This window comes from bacterium (genome assembly GCA_031082185.1).
Lineage (GTDB): Bacteria > Sysuimicrobiota > Sysuimicrobiia > Sysuimicrobiales > Humicultoraceae > VGFA01.
The window spans coordinates 192,202-212,642 of record JAVHLI010000002.1 but is presented as its reverse complement, the minus strand read 5'-3'; the positions used below and the strand labels follow the sequence as shown (position 1 = coordinate 212,642).

General features: G+C 68.9%; 17 protein-coding genes and 2 tRNA genes. 16 read left to right on the top strand and 3 right to left on the bottom strand.

Annotated elements, in window-relative coordinates; genetic code table 11:
* Positions 1 to 6: 6 nt before the first annotated feature.
* The 11 genes from RDU83_03390 to RDU83_03340 all read left to right on the top strand — a co-directional run bounded on the left by RDU83_03390 (position 7) and on the right by RDU83_03340 (position 12,903).
* Positions 7 to 807 (top strand): RNA methyltransferase, encoded by an 801-nt coding sequence (locus RDU83_03390; protein ID MDQ7840055.1) that lies wholly within the window; start codon positions 7 to 9, stop codon positions 805 to 807.
* A 365-nt stretch (positions 808 to 1,172) separates the two neighbouring features.
* Complete coding sequence (gene pheS, locus RDU83_03385; GenBank protein ID MDQ7840054.1) at positions 1,173 to 2,156, top strand: phenylalanine--tRNA ligase subunit alpha; 984 nt, start codon at positions 1,173 to 1,175, stop codon at positions 2,154 to 2,156.
* Entirely contained in the window at positions 2,157 to 4,220 is a 2,064-nt protein-coding gene (gene pheT / locus RDU83_03380; protein MDQ7840053.1) for a phenylalanine--tRNA ligase subunit beta, read from the top strand.
* Positions 4,221 to 4,282: 62 nt separating this feature from the next.
* Positions 4,283 to 4,792 (top strand): CvpA family protein, encoded by a 510-nt coding sequence (locus RDU83_03375; protein ID MDQ7840052.1) that lies wholly within the window; start codon positions 4,283 to 4,285, stop codon positions 4,790 to 4,792.
* 10 nt (positions 4,793 to 4,802) lie between these two features.
* Entirely contained in the window at positions 4,803 to 6,575 is a 1,773-nt protein-coding gene (gene polX, locus RDU83_03370) for a DNA polymerase/3'-5' exonuclease PolX (protein MDQ7840051.1), read from the top strand.
* A 1-nt stretch (position 6,576) separates the two neighbouring features.
* Positions 6,577 to 7,119: a DNA-3-methyladenine glycosylase gene (locus RDU83_03365; protein ID MDQ7840050.1), complete on the top strand. Its 543-nt coding sequence runs from the start codon at positions 6,577 to 6,579 to the stop codon at positions 7,117 to 7,119.
* Between the two features lie 13 nt (positions 7,120 to 7,132).
* Entirely contained in the window at positions 7,133 to 9,493 is a 2,361-nt protein-coding gene (locus tag RDU83_03360; GenBank protein ID MDQ7840049.1) for an endonuclease MutS2, read from the top strand.
* Positions 9,494 to 9,530: 37 nt separating this feature from the next.
* The gene (gene tyrS / locus RDU83_03355) at positions 9,531 to 10,748 is read left to right on the top strand and encodes a tyrosine--tRNA ligase (GenBank protein ID MDQ7840048.1); all 1,218 of its coding nucleotides are present in this window, start codon (positions 9,531 to 9,533) and stop codon (positions 10,746 to 10,748) included.
* Positions 10,749 to 10,813: 65 nt separating this feature from the next.
* Positions 10,814 to 11,986, top strand: coding sequence for a M20 family metallopeptidase (locus RDU83_03350; GenBank protein ID MDQ7840047.1), 1,173 nt, complete (start codon positions 10,814 to 10,816; stop codon positions 11,984 to 11,986).
* A gap of 34 nt (positions 11,987 to 12,020) precedes the next feature.
* Positions 12,021 to 12,097: transfer RNA gene (locus RDU83_03345), tRNA-Ile, on the top strand.
* Between the two features lie 2 nt (positions 12,098 to 12,099).
* The gene (locus RDU83_03340; GenBank protein MDQ7840046.1) at positions 12,100 to 12,903 is read left to right on the top strand and encodes an arginase family protein; all 804 of its coding nucleotides are present in this window, start codon (positions 12,100 to 12,102) and stop codon (positions 12,901 to 12,903) included.
* A gap of 37 nt (positions 12,904 to 12,940) precedes the next feature.
* Here the strand turns inward: RDU83_03340 and RDU83_03335 are convergent, their stop codons facing one another.
* The 3 genes from RDU83_03335 to RDU83_03325 all read right to left on the bottom strand — a co-directional run bounded on the left by RDU83_03335 (position 12,941) and on the right by RDU83_03325 (position 15,867).
* A complete protein-coding gene (locus RDU83_03335) occupies positions 12,941 to 13,429 on the bottom strand; it encodes a hypothetical protein (GenBank protein ID MDQ7840045.1) in 489 nt (162 codons plus the stop codon).
* A gap of 99 nt (positions 13,430 to 13,528) precedes the next feature.
* Entirely contained in the window at positions 13,529 to 15,055 is a 1,527-nt protein-coding gene (locus RDU83_03330; protein MDQ7840044.1) for an alkaline phosphatase family protein, read from the bottom strand.
* A 62-nt stretch (positions 15,056 to 15,117) separates the two neighbouring features.
* Entirely contained in the window at positions 15,118 to 15,867 is a 750-nt protein-coding gene (locus tag RDU83_03325) for an acyl-[acyl-carrier-protein] thioesterase (protein MDQ7840043.1), read from the bottom strand.
* Between the two features lie 103 nt (positions 15,868 to 15,970).
* Here RDU83_03325 and RDU83_03320 point away from each other — a divergent pair, with 103 nt between their 5' ends.
* The 5 genes from RDU83_03320 to RDU83_03300 all read left to right on the top strand — a co-directional run bounded on the left by RDU83_03320 (position 15,971) and on the right by RDU83_03300 (position 20,428).
* Positions 15,971 to 16,684, top strand: coding sequence for an SDR family oxidoreductase (locus RDU83_03320; GenBank protein MDQ7840042.1), 714 nt, complete (start codon positions 15,971 to 15,973; stop codon positions 16,682 to 16,684).
* A 10-nt stretch (positions 16,685 to 16,694) separates the two neighbouring features.
* Entirely contained in the window at positions 16,695 to 17,057 is a 363-nt protein-coding gene (locus RDU83_03315) for a hypothetical protein (protein ID MDQ7840041.1), read from the top strand.
* 22 nt (positions 17,058 to 17,079) lie between these two features.
* Positions 17,080 to 17,155, top strand: a tRNA-Ala gene (locus RDU83_03310).
* A 161-nt stretch (positions 17,156 to 17,316) separates the two neighbouring features.
* The gene (locus tag RDU83_03305) at positions 17,317 to 19,668 is read left to right on the top strand and encodes a penicillin-binding protein 1A (GenBank protein ID MDQ7840040.1); all 2,352 of its coding nucleotides are present in this window, start codon (positions 17,317 to 17,319) and stop codon (positions 19,666 to 19,668) included.
* A gap of 16 nt (positions 19,669 to 19,684) precedes the next feature.
* The gene (locus tag RDU83_03300) at positions 19,685 to 20,428 is read left to right on the top strand and encodes a YebC/PmpR family DNA-binding transcriptional regulator (protein MDQ7840039.1); all 744 of its coding nucleotides are present in this window, start codon (positions 19,685 to 19,687) and stop codon (positions 20,426 to 20,428) included.
* Positions 20,429 to 20,441 lie beyond the last annotated feature (13 nt).

Genomic DNA, 20,441 nt, shown 5'->3' with positions numbered 1-20,441 from the left:
GGCGACATGATCACCTCCACGCGCCACCCCCTGGTGCAGGCGATGCGGAGGGCGGGCGGGCATCCGCGCCGCGATCCCCTGCAGCGGATCGTGCTGGACGGGCCGCGCCTGATCCAGGAGGCCCTCGATGCCGGCATCATCATTGAGGCGGCCCTGATTGCCGGCGACGAGCAGGACCCCGCGGGCTCGCCGCTGGGCGCGCGCCTCAGGGATGCAGGCGCGCGCGTCTGCCAGGCCACCTTGCGCGTCGTGCAGGCCGCCGGCCGCGTGACGACATCCCAGGGAGTCGTGGCCCTGGCCCGGCGTCCGTCCCCGCCGGACGCTGCGATCCTAACTTCGCCCGGGCTCCTGCTGCTGGTAGCCGACGGAATCCAAGATCCCGGAAACCTCGGCACCATGGTGCGGACCGCGGCCGCATCCGGAGCTTCGGCGGTCGCGGTGACCGAGGGCACCGCGGATCCGTTTCAGCCCAAGGCGATGCGCGCCTCCATGGGAGCGGCCTTCAGGGTCCCCGTGCTTGGGCTCGACGGTGCCTCGCTGCGGGCGGCACTTGTCGCCTGCGGGGTCCGCGTGATCGTGGCGGACGCTAGAGGAGATCAGGACTATACCTCTGCGCCCCTGGGTCCACCGCTGGCGATCGTCGTTGGGAACGAGTCCGCCGGGCCTGATCCGGCGTGGTTCGATCTTGGGACGCGCGTCCGCATTCCACTGCTGGGGCCGGTGGAGTCGCTCAACGCCGCGGTGGCGGCGGGCGTGCTCCTATACGAGGTCGTCCGCAGGCGCGGCGCCCCGCCCGCAATTCTATGACCGGCCCCTCACACGCTTGTCAGCCGCTTTCAGCCTGTGCTATACTCACGGCAAGCGCACGGCATTGGCTGGAACCCTGATCTGGCGCGGGTTTCAGGATCGTTTCTCCGAGCGATCAGAGGAGGGCCGTGGACCAGGTCTGGTCGGCTGAGGCGTTGTGGCGGCTCTTCGAATCGACCGGCTCGATCTGGGCATACCTGGCATATCGGCGGTGTGCCCGGACAACCCCGGGTCCGCTGAGCCGCTTGCCCGACTGAGAAGCGTGCGGCACGGCCGCCAGGCGATGGATGAGGGTGGTATCGCGGAAGCGAGGCGCTTTCGCCCCTGGGGGCGAAGGCGCTTTGGCATTCCCCGGGAGGGGCCACATGCCCGATGATGTTGACCGGCTCGTGACCCAAACGATCGAGGCGCTCGGGGGGGTGACGGCACCCGACGTGCTGGAGGCCATGCGCCACCGCGTGTTGGGGCGCCGGGGCGAGATCGCCGCGCTCCTCAAGGGCATCCCTGTCCTGAGCGGACCCGAGCGCGCGTCACTCGGCGCGCGCCTCAACAGCGCCCGGGAGACGCTGCTGGCGGCGTTCGACGGCCGCGCGGCCGAGCTCACCACTGCTCAGGAGGCAGAACGCCTGGCAGATGAGCGGATTGACGTGTCGCTGCCCGGCCGGCGCGGGCCGCTGGGCCGCCGGCACGTGCTTCGGCGCACGCTCGACGAGGTCGAGCGGATCTTCATCGGGCTCGGGTTTGAGGTGGTCGAGGGAACCGAAGTGGAAACCGACGAGTTCAACTTCGGGCGGCTCAACATGCCGCGCGACCACCCGGCCCGCGACACGCAGGACACCTTCTATCTCGGCGACGAGCTGCTGCTGCGCACGCACGCCACCGTCGTGGACGCACGGGTGATGGTGGGACGGACGCCGCCGATGCGCATCGTCACCAGCGGAAGGTGCTATCGCCGGGACCCCGTGGACGCCACGCACATGCCGGTGTTCCACCAGGTGGACGGGTTCATGGTCGGCGAGACGATCACGTTCGCCAACGTCAAGGGCGTGCTGGCCGCGTTCGCGCGCGAGATGTTCGGGCCCCAGACCAAGACGCGTTTCCAGCCCAGCTACTTCCCCTTCACCGAACCCAGCGCCGAACTGGCGGTGTCGTTCGAGGGACGGTGGCTGGAGCTGGGCGGGTGCGGCATGTTCCACCCCAGGGTGCTGGAGATGGCCGGGATTGACCCACAGCGGTACACGGCTCTTGCGTTCGGCCTGGGGGTTGACCGGCCGGCCATGGTGCGCTACGGGATCCCCGACATCCGCCTGCTGTGGGAGAACGATCTCAGATTGCTGGAGCAGTTCTAGATGCGCGCCCCGCTGTCGTGGCTGAGAGAGTACGTTGAGTTGCCCGAACCCGCCGAGGCGCTGGTCGAGCGCCTGCCCATGCTGGGCATCGGGGTGGAGGGAGTCGAGCGCGCCGGGGGAGACCTGGTGCTGGATCTCGAGATAGCCTCCAACCGGCCGGACCTGCTGAGCATGATCGGCATCGCCCGCGAGCTGGCGGCGTGGGCGGGCTGCGACGCACATCTGCCGGAGGACGATCTCGACGAGGTGGACCCACCCGCTTCCTCCATGGCCGCGGTGGAGATTGCCGACGCTTCGCTTTGCCCTCGCTACGTGGCCCACGTGATCACGGGTATCACGGTCGGTTCCTCGCCCCCTGCCATCGCTGCCAGGCTGGAGGCGGCCGGTATCCGGCCCGTGAACGCGGTGGTGGACGCGACGAACTACGTGATGCTGGAATGGGGGCAACCCCTGCACGCATTTGACCTCGACGCGCTACATGGACGTCGGATCATCGTGCGATCGGCCGCCGCAGGCGAGCACCTGGTGACGCTGGATGGCGTGGGACGCACGCTCGACCCCGCGATGCTCGTTATCGCGGACGCCCGCCGTCCCGTGGCCCTGGCCGGCATTATGGGCGGCGCCGAGACCGAGATCGGGCCGGGGACCCACACTGTGCTGCTGGAAGCAGCGTCGTTTGCGCCTGCCGGCGTGCGCCGCACGAGCCGTCGCATCGGCCTGCGCACCGAGGCCAGCGCAAGGTTCGAGCGCGGGGTGGATCCCGAAGGGGTCGCCCGTGCAGCGCGCCGGGCCGCCGGGCTCATAGCCGGCCTCTCGGGAGGACGGGTCCTGCGCTTTGGGGTGGACGTTTATCCGGCGCCGGTGCCCAGGCCGGTAATCAGGCTGCGGCTCCCGCGCTTGGTGCGCGTCCTGGGTGTGGAGATACCGCCTGATGAGGTTGTGTCCGTCCTCACCCGGCTCGGGCTCGAGGTACGCCTTGAGGGGGATTCGGTCTTCGCCGTGCCCCCGGTCGGCCGAAGGGATCTGGAGCGCGAGGAAGACCTCGTCGAGGAAGTGGCCCGCCACCACGGTTACGACCGGATTCCAGAGGCGATGCCGTGCGAGATCATGCAGCAGGGACGCCGCCCGGTCACGCTGGAAGCCGAGGGCGCTGCGCGCGACGCGCTCGTGCGTGCGGGCCTGACCGAGGCGATGACGCTGTCACTCGTCCACCCGCGCGCGCTGGACCAGTTGGGGGTGGAGGAGGGCGATCCGTGGCGCCTGGCCGTGCCCATCTCCAACCCGCTTACCGCCGATCACACCCACCTGCGGTCCGCTCTGCTTCCGGGACTGCTGGAGGCGGTACGGGTCAACGTCGCGCGGCGGCAGGGAGCGATCCACCTGTTTGAGATCGGCCGCACCTTCCGGGCTGAAGGCGGCGTGGTGAGGGAACGGCGCGCACTGGCGATAGCGATGCGCGGGGTGTGGCTGGCCGGGTTCTGGGAGGACGCCCGGGATCTGCGCGAGGCCACGCTGCTGCACCTGAGGGGCGTGCTGGAAACCCTCTCCGGCGAGCTGCGGGCAGGACCGCTTGCAGTGGAAGCCGGCGGTCCCGCGTGGATGCATCCGGCGCGGTGTGGACGCGTCAGCGTCGGAGGCGTGGAGGCCGGGGTGATGGGCGAGCTGCATCCCCAAGTTGCCGCCCGGTTCGATCTTCCAGGCCGCACCTGCGTGAGCGAGATGGATCTGGATGTGCTGCTCGGCCGCGCGGTGCTTCAGCCGAGATTCACGGGCATGCCGCGGTATCCGGCAGTGGTGCGCGATGTTGCCCTGGTGGCGCCGTTGGGTCTGCCCCATGCGGCGGTACAGGGAGCGCTGGTCGAGGCCGGCGGCGCACTGCTGGAGTCGGTGGAGTTGTTCGACGCCTACACCGGCCCGCCGCTCGCTCCGGGGACGCGCAACCTGGCCTACACCCTGACGTTTCGCGCTCCGGACCGCACCCTCACCGGCGAAGAGATCGAGGGATTGATGCTGGAGATATGCGCGGCCTTGGCCGCGCGCCTGCCGGTCAAGGTCCGCGCATAGGTATGCCGGAGTGGCATATAGGGTATCGTCTTTGGTGAACGGGCATCCTGGAGGTGGCTGCAGTGACCTGGCTTGACTGGATCGCGATCGTGCTGCTGATTGGGTTCGTCGTGCAGGGAATGTTCAAGGGCGGCGTCGCGTCCCTGCTGGGCGCGGTGGCGCTGGTGGTTGCCTACGCGGCCGCGGCGATCGCCTTCCCGGCCCTGGGCGAGCGCATCACAAAAGGGAGCCCCCTGCCCCTGGAATGGGGGCGGACCGTTGGATTCGTCCTGGCTTTCCTGGTCGCGTACACGCTGCTGGCCGTGCTGATCAGCATCCTGCCAGGCGGCAAGCGACCAGGCCTGTACGCCCAGCTCCTTGGGATTCTCACAGGCGCGCTCAAGGCCCTGGTCGCGACTATGGCCGGGGTAGGAATCCTGCTGGCCTCGCCTCTGTCGGAGGCCATCGCGCAGGACGTCGAGCGGTCGCCGATCGTGCGGTACGTCGCGGCGGCTCAGCGAGGCGCCGTCACTCACCTTCAACGGATCAGCCCGATCCCGTTCCCGCCGATCGGTCCGGACCACAGGTTCTGACGAACCCGGCGTGACGCAGAACCGGGCCGTCGCCCAACGGTTTGCGCTGATAGCCGATCTGCTCGAGATAGGGGGCGAGTCGGTTTTCCGTATCAACGCCTACCGCCGGGCAGCCCGCGCCATAGAGGGACTCTCAGAGGATGTTGCCGAGGTCGCCGCCCGAGGAGGCCTGACCGAGATTCCCGGAATAGGCAAGGCCCTGGCGGAGAAGATCGTCGAGTTCCTGGCCACCGGCACGATGCACGCCTACGAAGAACTGGCCGCCTCGCTTCCGCCTGGGCTGACCACCTTGATGTTGGTGCCTGAGGTCGGGCCCAAGACCGCGCTGTTGCTGCACGAGCAGCTGGGCATCTCGACGCTGGACGAACTGGAGGCCGCGGCTGCCGCGGGCCGCATTCGCGAACTGCCGCGCATGGGTCAGCGGACCGAGGAGGCCATACTGCGCGGCATCGCGATGGTGCGCCGCCAGGCCGGGCGCCGGCCCCTGGGCTTTGCCCTACCCGCGGCAGTCGAGATGGTGGAGCGATTGCGGGCCGTCCCAGGCGTGAAACAGATCAGCGCCGCCGGCAGCATCCGCCGCATGAGGGAGACCGTGGGCGACCTGGACATCCTGGTAACCAGCCGGGCGCCCGGTCGGGTGATGGACGCCTTCACGACGGCGCCCGAAGTCAGCGAGGTGCTGGAGCGGGGTTCCACCCGGTCCTCCGTGGTGTTGGACATCGGGCTGCAGGCCGACCTGCGCGTTGTGGAGCCCGCCGCGTATGGCGCGGCGCTGCAGTACTTCACCGGCAGCAAGGAGCACAACGTCGCCCTGCGCGAGCGGGCGGCCCGCGCCGGGTTGAAGCTCAACGAGTACGGCCTGTGGCGGTCGGGGGACGGTCGCGGCGGGGACGACCGCCGCGTGGCCGGTCGCCGGGTGGCCGGTCGCACCGAGGCCGGCATCTACCGCGCCCTCGGCCTGCCGTGGATCCCGCCCGAACTTCGGGAGGACAAGGGCGAGATCGAGGCGGCGGAGGCAGGGCGGCTGCCGCGGTTGATCGAGGCCGAGGACATCCGCGGCGAGGTTCACGCGCACACATCGTGGAGCGACGGCGCCGATAGCGTCGAGGAGATCGCAGCCGCCGCAGTGGCGATGGGATACGAGTACGTCTGCATCACCGATCATTCGCAGTCGCTCAAGGTCGCGCGAGGAGTGCCGGCCGCGGACCTGCGCGAGCACATCCGGCAGGTCCGCGCTCTCTCAGACCGCCTGGGGATAGCCGTTCTCATCGGCACCGAGTGCGACATCTCCGCCGATGGCACCCTGGACTACCCCGACGAGCTGCTGGCCGACCTCGACCTGGTGATCGCATCGGTGCACACCCGCTTCCGAATGAGCCGTGATGAGATGACCTCGCGCATAGTGCGGGCGATGGAGAGCGGGCACGTGGATATCCTCGGTCACCCCACCGGCCGCCTGCTCGGCGCGCGCGACCCCTACGAGGTGGACATCGAGGCGGTGGTGGACGCCGCGGTCCGAACCGGGACCGCGCTTGAGATCAACGCCGCGCCCGAGCGCCTGGACCTCAAGGACACCGACGTCCGCCTGGCCAGGGAGCGGGGGGCGCGCCTGGCGATCGGCACGGACGCGCACTCGTGCGCGCAGCTGCGCTACATGCCGCTTGGGGTGGGAACCGCCCGGCGCGGCTGGGTCGAGGCGCGAGAGGTCATCAACACGCTGCCGCTCGCGTCGCTGCGCGAGGTGCTCGGCCACCGGGAAGGCCGCCCGCGGCGCAGCCGGTGAGATGAGACAGTTCCGGCCGCTTCCGCGCAGCTTCTTCGCACGGCACACGGTGGCCGTCGCCCGTTCCCTGCTGGGCCATCTGCTGGTCCACGAGACGCCGTCGGGAGTGCTGGTAGGTCGCATCGTGGAGACCGAGGCCTACCGGGGGGCCGACGACCCTGCCAGCCATGCCTTCAAGCGGACCCCGCGCAGTGCGGTCATGTTCGGCCGGCCCGGGATCGCCTACGTCTACCGTGCGTTTGGGCTGCACGCCTGCCTGAACGTTGTCACCGAGCCCGAGGGACGGCCGGGGGCGGTGCTCCTGCGGGCGATCGAGCCCGCTGCCTCAGGCCCCGGCCGCCTGACCGTCGCGATGTCGGTCGGCCTGGAGCACAACGGCTCCGATCTTACCGTGCCTCCGCTCTACCTGGCTCATGGCGGCCGCCGCCGCGTCGCCGTTGCCGTCGGTCCGCGCATCGGGGTTAGCAACGCCCGGGGCCGCGCGTGGCGGTTCGGACTGGACGACCACCCCGCGCTCTCGCGGCGGTTTCCCTCTCGTCTATAATGAAGAGGTGTCAATGATCGCCGACGCGCGCACCCTTCGAGTGCTCGAGTTTCCCAAGATCCTTGCGGCGCTGGCCGAGGGCACCGTGACGCCCATGGGGCGCGAGCTGGCGCTGCGCCTGGCGCCATTGCGCGAAGGCGAGGCGGTGCGCGCGGCCCTGGAGGTTACCGCGGAGGCGGTGGCGGTTGCCGCGGAGTCCGAGATCCAGGTGCGGGGCGCGCGCGACATCCGGGTGCAGGCCGCGATGGCGGCATCGGGCGGAATGCTCGAACCCCTGGAACTGCTCGACGTGGCGCAGACCCTGGAGGTCACCCGGCGCGTCCAGGCCCACCTGCGCTCGCGTCGCACTCTGGCCCTACGCCTGGCAGCGATGGCCGACCGCCTGGCCGCGCTGCCGGGGTTGGAGACGGAGATCGTCAGGGCCCTGGACGACCAGGGCCGGGTTCTGAGTACGGCCTCGCCCGAGCTGCGCCGGATCCGCGACGAGCACCAGGCCGTGGAGCGACGCCTGCGGGAGTCGCTGGAGCGACTGCTCCACGATTCGGCCGTCGCGCGTTACCTGCAGGAGTCGCTGGTGACGATGCGAGGTGATCGGTTCGTCATGCCCGTGCGGGCCGAACACCGCGCGCAGTTCCCGGGCATCGTGCACGACGCGAGCGCAAGCGGAGCTACGCTCTTCATGGAGCCGCTGGCGCTGGTCCCGTTGGGCAACCGGCGGCGCGAGCTGGATGCCGCGGAGCGCGAGGAGATCCTCCGGATCCTGCGCAAACTGTCGGGTCTGGTGGGTGAACACTCCGGAGCGTTGTGCACCAACGGGGAGATCCTGGGCGATCTGGACCTGGCATCGGCCAAGGCCGCGCTGGCCGCGCGCCTGCGGGCCACTGCGCCACAGGTGCGCGAGGACGGCATCATGCAGGTGCACTGCGCGCGTCACCCCGTGCTGGTCCTCGCCCGGGGTGACGCAGAGGTCGTCCCGGTGGATATCATCCTGGGAGGCGAGTTCACCACGCTGGTCGTGACCGGCCCCAACACCGGGGGCAAGACGGTGGCCCTGAAGACCATCGGCCTGCTGGCCCTGATGGCCCAGGCAGGGCTGTTCATACCGGCCGCGGACGGCAGCACCGTCGCCCGATTCGACCAGGTGCACGCGGACATAGGCGACGAGCAGTCCATCGAACAGAACCTGTCTACCTTCTCGTCGCACATGAGCGCCATCGTCCAGATCCTGCGAAACGTGCGGCCGCCCGGGCTTGTTCTGCTCGACGAGGTCGGCGCAGGAACCGATCCCACCGAGGGGGTGGCGCTGGCCCGAGCGATCATTCAGGAACTGCACCGCCGCGGGTTGCACACCGTGGTCACCACCCACTACAACGAGCTGAAGATGCTGGCTTCTGTGGAAGCCGGTATCGAGAACGCGTCCGTGGAGTTCGACGTTGAGACGCTGCGGCCCACGTTCCGGCTTCAGATCGGGCTTCCGGGCCGCAGTAACGCCCTCGTCATCGCGGAACGGCTGGGTCTCGATCCCGGCGTCGTGGCGGAGGCAAGGTCCCTTCTGGCGCCAGAGCATGTGGCCATCGAGCAGGTGCTGGATGACCTCACGCGCGACAGGCAGGCCGCGGAGATGGACAGGGCCGAGGCCGCGCTGGCCAGGGCGGCGGCCCAGGAGGCCGAGCAGCAAATGGTCCAGGAGGCCGAGCACATTCGGCGCGAGCGCCGGCGCCTGCTGGCAGAGGCCAGGCAGACCGGCGAGACGATCATCATCGAGACGCGCAGACGTCTGGACGCGGTGATGGCAGAGGTGCGCGCAGCGCGTACCGAGGAAGCGGTGCGGCGGGCGCGGTCACACCTGAAGGAGGCATTGGAGGCGTTGCCCGCCCAGGAGCCCGCGGCGCCGCCAGGACCGATGGTCGAGCGCGTGCACGCAGGCCAGACGGTCTACGTGATGCCGCTGGGCAGGGTCGGCACCGTGGTGGCCGGTCCTGATGCGCACGGCCAGGTGGAGGTGGAGGTAGGCACGCTACGCACGCGCGTCCCCCTGGAGGCGCTGCACGAGGCCCCGGCAGTTGGCGGTGCGCCCTCGGTCCCTGCGCGGTCCGCCGGGCGCGCCGAGGTGCCCGCGCGGCCTGTCGTGGAGACGTCGCTCAGCGTGCGCGGACAGACCGTGGACGAGGCCCTTCTGGCTGTGGACCGCTACCTGGACGACGCGGTTCGCGCGCGGCTGCAGCAGGTGGCCGTGATTCACGGCAAGGGCACCGGTGCGCTGCGGCGGGCCGTGCACGAGTTCCTGCGTGGGCACCCGCACGTGCGGCAGTTCCACATAGGCGACCGGTTCGAAGGCGGCGACGGCGCGACGGTTGTCACGCTGATGTTGTAAGCTGAGGTATCGCAGCCCGTTTTCCGGAGGTAGGAGCATGGTGTTTCTTTCACCCGAAGAGCAACTGTTACGATTGCGTCGCGGTTGTGCCGAGATCATCTCCGAGGAGGATCTCCTGGCCAAGCTGCGCCTCCTCCGCCCGCTTCGGGTCAAGCTCGGTCTCGATCCCTCTGCGCCCGACCTGCACCTGGGCACCGCGATAGTGCTGCGCAAGATGCGGCAGTTTCAGGATCTGGGCCACGAGGTTATCATCGTGATCGGCGACTTCACCGCGATGATCGGTGACCCCACGGGCAAGAAGCAGTCGCGCCCGATGCTCTCGCCCGAGGAGATCGCCTCCAACGCCCAGACCTACCGCGAGCAGTACGGCCTGATCCTCGACCCATCGCGCACAAGGGTCACGTTCAACAGCCAGTGGTTGGGCGCGCTTTCGTTTGCCGACGTGATCCGATTGACCTCGCGCGTCACGGTGGCGCGCATCCTAGAGCGCGACGACTTCACCACCCGGTTGCGCAGCGGGGTGCCGATCCACATGCACGAGTTGCTCTACCCCATCTGCCAGGCGTACGACTCGGTGGCGCTGGAGGCCGATGTTGAACTGGGAGGCACCGACCAGAAGTTCAACAACCTGATGGGCCGCGACCTGCAGCGCGAGGTGGGGCAGCCGCCGCAGGTTGTGGTGCTGACGCCGCTACTGCCTGGGCTCGACGGGGTCGAGAAGATGAGCAAGTCCCTGGGCAACGCCATTGGGATAACCGAGCCGTCCTCCGAGATGTTCGGCAAGGCGATGTCCATTCCCGATGCGCTAATGGCGGACTACTTCGAGTACGCTACGGACGTGCCCATGGAAGAGGTCGCGGCGATTCGCCAAGGGCTGGAGGACGGAAGCGTGCACCCGCGGGATGCGAAGCGACGCCTGGCCGGGGCCATCGTCGCTCTCTGGCACGGCGAGGAAGCGGCCCACTCCGCCGGGGCCGCGTTCGAGCGGCTCTTTGTGGGAAAGGAACTGCCCGACGAAATCCCGGAAGCGTACGTCCCCGCGGATGAGGCGCCCGATGGGCGGATCCGCCTGATCCGACTGCTGGTGGTGACCGGGCTGGCCGAGAGCAACAGCGAGGCGCGGCGGCTCATCAGCCAGGGCGGCGTCAGCGTTGACGGCGGCCGGATCCACGACGTGGAGGCAATCGTCCCCGCCCGTCAGGGGCTGGTCGTTCAGGTCGGCCGGAGACGGTTCGCGCGCATCACGATCGCGTAGCAGGAGGACAGCCGCGGTCACGCGCAGAACGCCTCATTCAATCCCCCATGGAGGCGACACACCTCATGCACGCACAGATACTGTCGGCAATTGACGCCGCATCAGGCGAACTGATAGAGCTTGCCCGCCGCATCCACGCCACGCCGGAGATCGCTTTTCAGGAGCGGCAGGCGGCCGCCTGGCTGACCGAGGCGCTTGAACGGCACGGGTTCCGCGTGCAGCGCGGCGTGGCCGATCTGGAAACCGCGTTTCGGGCAGAGATCGCGGGATCAGATCACGGGCCTACCGTCGCGATTCTGGCGGAGTACGACGCGCTCCCAGAGATAGGGCACGCGTGCGGCCACAACCTCATCTGTACGGCGGCGCTGGGAGCCGGCATCGGGCTGGCCGCGGTCCGTCACCACCTGCCGGGCCGCGTGGCGGTGATGGGGACCCCGGCCGAGGAAGGCGGCGGCGGGAAGGTGATCATGCTGCAGCGCGGCGCCTTCCAGGGCGTGGACGCGGCCCTGATGTTCCATCCGGCAAGCTACACCCTCTCAGGCCGGCCCTCCCTGGCTTCCTACCGTCTGGCGGTCACTTTTGCCGGAAGATCGGCGCATGCCGCTGCCGCCCCTGACGAAGGCGTGAACGCGCTGGACGGCCTCATCCAGGCGTTCGTGGGGATAGGACTGCTTCGTCAGCAGGTGCGCGACGATGCCAGGATCCACGGCATCATCACCTACGGTGGTGCAGCACCCAACATCATTCCCGACCGTGCCGAGGCGGTGCTCACGGTGCGGGCGACAGACGACGGATACGCCCGCGAGCTGCTGGAACGCGTGATCAACATCGCCCGGGGGGCCGCCCTGGCCACTGGGACGACCCTGGAGCACGCATCTCGCAAGGGCTACGAGGCAATCAAGCCAAACCGCGCCCTGGCAGGAGCGTTCAGCCGGCACCTGGAGTCCCTGGGATGGCCCGAGGACACCCCTCCCGACCGTCCGCGCATGGGCTCCACGGACATGGGTGATCTCAGCCAGGCGATCCCGTCCATCCACCCGTATGTGGCGATCGGCCCGAAGGATATGGTTGGGCACACCCTGGAGTTTCGCGAGGCCTCACTTGGGGATCGCGGCCTGGAGGCGATGCTCGCAGCGGCGAAGGCCATGGCGCTGACGGCGTACGACCTGATGGCGCGACCGGAGTTGCTCGCGCAGGTGCGAAGGGAGTTTGCCGGAGGGCCCCCTGCAGTTGCCTGAACTGGTGACGGCGGGTATACTCGATGCTGCCCGTGGGCCCTTAGCTCAGGTGGTGAGAGCGCGCCCCTGATAAGGGCGAGGTCGGTGGTTCGAGTCCACCAGGGCCCACCAGAATGCCCGCCATGAAAGAAGCCCATCCGCACATGCCCGACCGATTCATTGTCACCCCCTTCTTCCTGGATGAGGCGTATTCTCAGCTGGAAGCGCTGGGCTTGGACTGCTATGACGCGAACAAGCAGCCCATTGGTCATGGTGATCAAATCGCAGCAGTGTCGCCTCTGCTTAGGGGCCTTTCGGATCTTGTTTGCGATGCTGTGCGGCGCGGTGAGAGACCAGTCAGCATTTCCGGGGACTGCTGCTCTGCCATAGCAGTACTGGCCGGTCTCCAGCGTGCGGGCACCAACCCCACGCTGATCTGGTTTGACGCGCACGGAGACTTCAACACCTGGGAGACGACTCCAAGCGGATTCCTGGGAGGAATGCCCCTCGCCATGATCGTGGGGCGCGGGGAGCAGAGACTCGTGGAAGCCGCGGGCTTGGTGAACCTGCCAGAGCGGCAGGTGGTCCTGACCGACGCGCGCGATCTAGATCCCGGGGAGCGAGAGGCTCTTGCGCGTTCGTCCGTGCGCCACGTGGGCGACGTCAGAGCATTGCTTGAGGGAGATCTGCCGGAGGGGCCTCTGTACGTTCACTTCGACACCGATGTCGTGAACCCGCTGGATGCCCCTGCCCAGAACTACCTTGCTCAAGGTGGCCCAGCGGCATCGCAACTGGCCGAGGTTTTCGCTCTCCTGGCTCACACCACCCGGGTAGTTGCCATCTCGGTGTCGAGTTGGAATCCGAACCTGGATGAGGACGGCCGAACGAAGAGGGTCTGCATGGAGCTGCTCGACGTCCTACGCGGCAGCCTCAAGTGAGACCGCAACCTGGACTGGCATTGCCGCTGCGGCCCGGCTAGGGCGCCTGGAACCTGACCTTTCCGGAGTTGTCCACAAGCACGAGACCCGGCGACCCGTCCGGGGAGGCGTTCAGCCATACGCGGCCCCTGCCCATCCCATCGGACAGGATCACGCCTGAAGGCCGGTCCGGTGAGGCCACGAACCAGATGCGGCCGCGACCGCCGGCATCGGCGATGATGACACCAGGTGTGCCGTCGGGGCGCACGTTGAGCCACATACGTCCGCGCCCCGCGGCCTCGGCGAGCAGGATCTCCGCGGTTCCGTCCTGCTGGACGTTGAGCCCGATGCGGACGATGCCCGAGGCGTCGGTGACCTCCAGGCCGCGCACCCTGAGGATTTCGTTCTGCGACGCTGCCTGCTGCACCCCGAACGCCATCACACCAACTGCCACCAGGCTCAAGCACCATCTCAACAGGCCGGCCCGCTGCCGGCGCTCCAGGTGCTCGATTCGCGCCCGAAGGCGTTCCAGCTCCGTGTTTTCCATTGCGTATTCCCCCTGACAGCGGGCCGAGCGCTGCGGCACGCGTCGCTCTGGATATTCCCAAGGCAGGGGAAGTCTAGGCCTGTCTTCTGCGCTCCCAGGCTAGCGTCCAGCCCGATCACGCCGGGACGCCGAGATCAGGGCGTCCTGCAGCGGACGGAGACGGCGGGCCTGGGCCTCTTGGAGTTCCAGCGAGCCGCCCGGCGGGACATCAAACGCGTCGCCCAGCACGATACCGTCCATACCGGTTGGGACCGCGCCCAGCAGGGCCAAGATCGTGGGCGCTATGTCCACCACCCGGGCCGGGTAGTCGGTGACCAGCCCTCGCCGGACTCCCGGGCCGCTGATGACCAGGGGGATGTGCTGTATCAGCCACGATACCCCGCCGTGCGAGCCGCGATAGCGAAACGGCAGCGTCGGGTCGGTGGGCTGATCGCCACGGTTGATCGTGTTCTCGCGGTACGGGACTGCGATCTCGGGCCCGTGGGCGCCGGCAAAGGTAGAGAAGAGATAGCGGTAGGCCGCGTCGAGATCCGGAGGGACGGGGGATCCGGCCTCGACCGGGACATAGGCGAAACCGGCGCCCTCGCGCACCTTGCGATAGACGGCGGAGACGCCGGGGAGGCCGACGCCCGCGATGGCCCGGGCGGCCGCCTCGATCTTCCCGGCGTCATCAACCCAGAACTCTGCGCTGGATCCTCCACCGCCCATCAGGCGCGCCCCGGCCTCTGCGGCGGCCCTTCGGAGTTGGGCGACATCAATCAGCCGCTCGCCAGGCACCATGCCGTGATCCGAGGTCACGACCCAGAGCGTCTGCGCCAGGATGCCCGCGTCCTCGTACGCGCGCAGCAGGCGACCGATCTGGACGTCGGCGATTTGCACGATTCGACTCATGATCTCCGGGGCGACGATGCCGCCGGTGGCGTGACCCTGTTCATCCGTGGCCGGCAGGTTCAGCAGGAGCACCTGAGGCCGCACCGCCCGGAAGAGCGCCAGCGCGGCGTCGGTGGCCCACGCGTCCGAGGGGTTACGCGGATCGCGCAGTGAGGGAACATCGAGCACCCCGGGGGGCGGCTCGCGTCCAGGCACGGCCGAGGGCTGAGAGGTCGCGCGCGACGGCCGGGTGCGGAAGACAATGTAGTTTGCCTCCAACCCCATCGCATCCGCGGCAAAGTACTTGCTGGAACTGACCGAGGCAGCCACGAGCCCGGGCCGCCTGGCCCGTAGGATGCCGGCTATCGTCGGTACACCGGAGGTGGCCAGCACTCGCTGCTGCTCGCCGCGCATCACCGCCTCCATGGACGTGGGCCAGGTCATCCGCCCGCTGGAGGGGTCCTTCCATCCGAAGCCGACCACGCCGTTGGTGCGCGGGAGCGTTCCTGTGGCCAGGGTGGCGTGCACCGGCGGGGTGTTGGCGATCATCTGCCCGATCCAAGCGCGGGTGTAGACCGTGCCGTCGCGCATCAGCCGTCGTAGGTTTGGCATCGGCGTGAGATCGAGGTAGTCGGGCCTGGCGCCGTCTATCACGATCACCACGACGTGCTGGAACGGAGACGCCGACGAGCGCTCGGGATGGGGAAGAGCGGCCGCGAGCAAGAGACCAAGCATCAGTGCGGTTGCACGGATCATCGCAGGCTCCATTCGAACGAGAGGTGTCCCCTGGGAGTAGACCTGCCCGAGGGCGCGCGCGTTTAGGCCGAGGTCGCCAGGCGGCCGTGCAGTATTAGGCGGCCTTCGGGTGTAACCAGCCGGTAGTGCCAGGTGCTGCTCTCAGCCCAGGCCAGGTCGCGCAGCGGTGCCCCAACAGGGGCCGCGGCGTGATACTGGAGATCGTAGGTGCGTGGGAGGGCTGCGATTGCTTGGCCGCCCCCGGCCCGGAACACCGCGTCGTCGAGCAGGTCGAGGTAAACGGGGTGGTTGGCGTGGGCCATCGCGTCGGCGTCGCTGGTCCGCACCCACAGGGACGCCTCGGGCACTCCTGCCGGCGGACTGGGCTCCTCCAGGGGAAGTGGAGCGACCGTGCGCTCCATGCCCGGGAAGGAGGCGGCCACATCTTCCGGGATGCGCACCGGGGTGGTGCCGTTCTGGGTCAGAATCCAGTCCACGACTGCGGTGGCCACCGGCGTGTCGTTGTCCCCTCGGCGCACCGTGCCGAGCCGGCGTGCCAGGATGCGCCGGGCGCCCAGCAGCCGGGTGGTGCAGACCAGCGCGTCGCCGTGGCGCGCCGGTGCCTCCACAACGAGTCGGACCCGGCGCGCGAGCCAGAACAGGCCGCGCGCGATGTTCCACTCCGGCGGATACCCGCAGGCCGCGGAGTGCTCGAAAGCCATCTCCTGCAGGAGCCGGACGTACACCGACGCGCGGACAACGCCGCCGGCGCCGCACTCGTCGTAGCGGATGCGGGAGGTGAGCGAGAACGACTCCGGAGCGTTGATGGACACGGGCCACCCCTCATGAATACCCCTTCACAGTACCGGCCGGCGGGCAGGCGTGCAACCGCGTTCCAGGGAATATAGGAAATGTGTGGATGGGAGGGCAGACTCCATGATGGATCTTGCAGGGCAGTGCGCGGTTGTCATAGGAGGCGGCCGCGGGTTGGGACGAGAAGTAGCCCTGGCGCTGGCGCGCGCCGGATCCGAGGTTGTCGTGGCGGCACGCACGGCTTCCCAGGTTGAGGCAGTGGCCGGGGAGATCTGCCGCTTTGGCGGTCGGGCGAGCGCGGTCGTGGCCGATGCGTCCCTGGAGGCCGACGCCGAACGCATCGTGGCGCACGCGCTGGAGGCGGGCGGGCGGCTCGACCTGCTGGTGGTTACATCCGGGGCCGCGCTGATCAAGCCGCTTACAGAGGTCACGCTGGTCGAGTGGGAGCACATGTTCGCGATGAACACGCGCTCGGTCTTCCTGGCCAACCGCGCGGCGCTGCGCCCGATGCTGGCATCCGGGCGCGGGTTGATCGTGAACGTGGCCTCGCGGGCCGGCATCACCGGCGCGCCCAGAGTCGCGGTGTACACCGCGGCCAAGGCGGCCGTGATCGGCTTCTCGCGGGCACTGGCACTTGAGGTCAAGCCGCAAGGGGTACGCGTGGCCTGTCTGGCGCCCGCGCCCATGGACACGCCGATGCGCTGGGCTGCGACGCCCGACTTCGACCCGGCGCGGCTGCTTTCGACAGCCGCTGTGGCGGACCTGGTGCTCTACCTAGCGGCGCACCCCGAGGTCACGCTTGAAGATCCGGTGGTGCCGGTCTCGATCCGGCTGTGAGGAGCTTCCTGTGAGGGACTCCTGGCGGCGTCTGCCGGTGGCTATCCTTGCCGCGTACCTGACCGGGTACGCGGTCGAGGCGGCGCTCGGCAACTGGGATTTGCGGCAGGTCGGGTGGAGCGCGAGCTTCCTGCCAGTGCTGGCTGAAGGCGCGGTCTTCGGCTTCATCCTTGGAGGGTTGTGGGGAGCCGTGCTGGCGCCACTGCCTCTGCTGATCGTCCCCGAGACCTGGGTGCGGGCCGTAACGCTGCTTGACCGGGTGGGGCCGTGGGGGCTGCTGATCCTGGTGCAGCCGCTGCCGGCGATGTGGGCTGCGGGCGGGGCCGGCGCGGTCGCCGGGTGGGGCCTGCGGCGATTGCGCGCCCGGCGGTAGGCGCGTATAATCGCTGCTGTCCGGGGACGTAGCTCAGCTGGGAGAGCACCTCGTTCGCAACGAGGGGGTCGGCGGTTCGAATCCGCTCGTCTCCACCAGGCGCGGCACACCCAGATGCCGCAGAATAGGGACGCGGGTCTTGATCCGCGTCCCTTCCTTATGCGGGAAGCTCCTTTCAGCTACGGCGCCGGCGGGCCGAGCGCACTGAAGGGTATGCTACAATGATACGGATCCGGCCTCGCCGCCGGGCTCATCCACCATGGCACACAGGCGTCCGCTCCCTGACTCTGGTCGCACGCGCGCGCGGCGCTCCCGCCCCCGCCGGTCTTCCTGGACTGCCATCATCCTGCTGCTTGTGCTGCTGGGCCTCGTGCTGCTGGTTGGCGGCGGCGTGGCACTTGGGGTGGCGGTCGCCGTGGGGCGGCAGATCCACGACGTATCGCGGCTCTACACGCCTCCCAGTCAGGCCACCCGGATCTACGGCCAGGGCGGCGAGATGATCGCCTCACTCTATCGCGAGAACCGGCAGATCGTACCGCTGACCCAGATTCCCCCGGTGTTGCGGCAGGCCGTGCTGGCCATCGAGGATGAACGGTTCTACAGCCACCGCGGCGTGGATCCCAGGGGCATCGCGCGCGCGATGTGGCGCAACCTCCGCGAGGGCGAGCTGGTGGAGGGCGGCAGCACCATCACGCAGCAACTGGCGCGCATGCTCTTCCTCTCGCAGGAGAGAGCGCTCAGCCGCAAGGTGGCTGAGGTCCTGCTGGCACTTGAGATCGAGCGCCGGCTCACCAAGGAAGAGATCCTTGAGCGCTACCTGAACCAGTACTACTTCGGGCACGGCGCCTACGGCGTCGAGATGGCGGCCCGCGTCTACTTCGGCAAGCCGGTCAGGGACGTGACGCTGCCCGAGGCCGCGCTGCTGGCCGGAGTGATCCGCGCGCCGTCGGCCTACTCGCCTTTCCGCAACCTGGCCCTGGCCCAGGAGAAGCAGGCCCTTGTGCTGGCGCGCATGGCGGTCCTGGGCTACATCAGCACGCAGGAGGCCGCCGCCGCGCGAACCGCCAAGATCGCGCTGGCCCCGCCGTCCAACGCCGGCCTGGTCGGCATGCGCGCGCCCTACTTCGTCTCGCTGATCCTCGCGCGCCTGCTCGAGACCTACGGCGAGGACCTGGTCTACAACGGGGGGCTCCAGGTGCACACCACTCTGGATCCTAGGATGCAGGCCGCGGCCGATAAGGCGGTGCGCGCCGGAATCGCCGGCGCCGCGCGCCGCAAGCTGAACGTCGGCCAGGCAGCGCTGGTGTCCATGGATCCTAAGACCGGCGCGATCCGCGCCATGATCGGCGGGGCAGACTTCGCCGCCAGCCAGTTCAACCGCGCCTGGCAGGCCCGCCGCCAGCCCGGCTCGGCATTCAAGATCTTCGTCTATTCCACGGCCATCGCTCAGGGAATACCGCCTACCCGCATCCTCGAAGACGAACCGATCACCTACAAGATCCGCGGCGCCCCGGACTGGACGCCCAAGAACTACGACGGCAAGTACTCCGGGCCCGTGACGCTGCGGCGCGCGCTCGAGCGCTCGATAAACATACCCGCGGCGCGCATGCTCGTTGAGCTGGGTCCGGAACGGGTCATCGAGACCGCCCGGGCGATGGGGATCGAGAGCCCGCTGCAGCCCCACCTGTCCCTGGCGCTGGGATCGGCCGACGTAACCCCACTGGAGATGACGACCGCGGCTGCCACGCTGGCCAGCGGCGGCCTGCGCGCGCAGCCGCTGGCGATCCTGAAGGTTACCGACTCACGCGGCAAGGTACTGGAAGCGCACCGACCCCGGCGTCAGGTGGGCCTATCGCCTGAGGTTGCCTACGTGATGACCGATCTCCTCAAGGGCGTGATCGAACGCGGGACCGGCGTCGCCGCCGCAATAGGCCGTCCGGCCGCGGGCAAGACCGGAACGACCGACGACTACCGCAACGCCTGGTTTGTGGGCTACACCCCACACCTCGCGACCACCGTGTGGGTCGGCAACGACGACAACACGCCCATGCGCAGGGTGGTAGGCGGCATGGTGCCGGCCGAGATCTGGGCCAAGTTCATGCGGGAGGCCACCTCAGCGCACCCACCCGGCGACTGGGCGCCTCCCGAGGGCGTCGTCGTGACCACCGTCTGCGCAGGAACCTGGCAACTGGCGACGCCTGCCTGTCCTCACCCCCGGCGCGAGGTGTTCACCCGGTCCACGGCGCCCACGCGGTACGACCTCACCGTTGTACAGCCGGCCGGAGGGGGTTCGGAGCCCACGCCGCTGGCCGTGAGCGCGCCGGCCGACGGCGCGCTGCTGACGCCGCCCTTCACCATCGAGGGTTCCACGGTGCCCGGTGCCATGGTGACGATCGTTGTGACCGCCGAGGGTGCGGGGGGAGGTGCCAGGGCGGCCGAGGTCTCGATGCAGTCCGGCGCCGCGGGCCGATTCGCCTATGAGTTCCGGCCGCCCTACCGGGCGCCCGGCACGCAGTACGTGATATCCATCACGGCAGTCGGATTGAACGGGTCGCGGGCCTCACGAACCGTGACCGTAACCGATCCGGCCGCCGATCAGCAGGGCCGCTGAGCGAGGTGCATGCGCCATGTCCGGGCATTCCAAGTGGCACAACATAAAGATCAAGAAGCAGAGAGTGGACCTGGTGCGGGGCAAGTTGTTCAGCAAGGTCTCGCGCGAGATCATGGTGGCGGCCAAGGAAGGCGGCGGCAACCCTGACGCCAACATGCGCCTGCGCGCCGCGATCGAGCGGGCCAGGGAAGCCGGGATGCCCAGCGACAACATCCACCGGGCCGTGGCGCGCGGATCAGGCGAGCTGGCAGGCGCGGACTACGAGTCGGTCGTGTACGAGGGGTACGCGCCGGGCGGCGTGGCGGTCCTGGTGGAGGCGCTGACCGACAATCGCAACCGCACCGCAAGCGAGGTGCGCGCGGTGTTCACCCGGCACGGAGGCAACCTGGGCGGCGGTTCCGTCGCGTGGATGTTCGAGCGCCAGGGAACGGTAACCGCGGAAAGGGGCACCCTCTCCGAGGACGACTTCCTCCTGGCCGCGCTGGAAGCAGGAGGCGAGGACGTGCACACAACCGACGAGGCCTTCGAGGTTCTCACCGCTCCGGAAGCGGCCTTCAAGGTCAAGCAGGCCCTGGAGGCGCGGGGCGTGACCGTATCCGGCACGGAGATCCGGATGCATCCCAGGAACACGGTCCGGGTTGAAGGCAAGGAAGCGCAGCAGGTGCTCCGGCTGCTGGACGCGCTCGAAGACCTGGACGACGTGGCGAACGTGCACGCCAACTTCGACATTCCTGACGAGATACTGCAGCAGGTTGGGTAACGCGCCTCTTGTC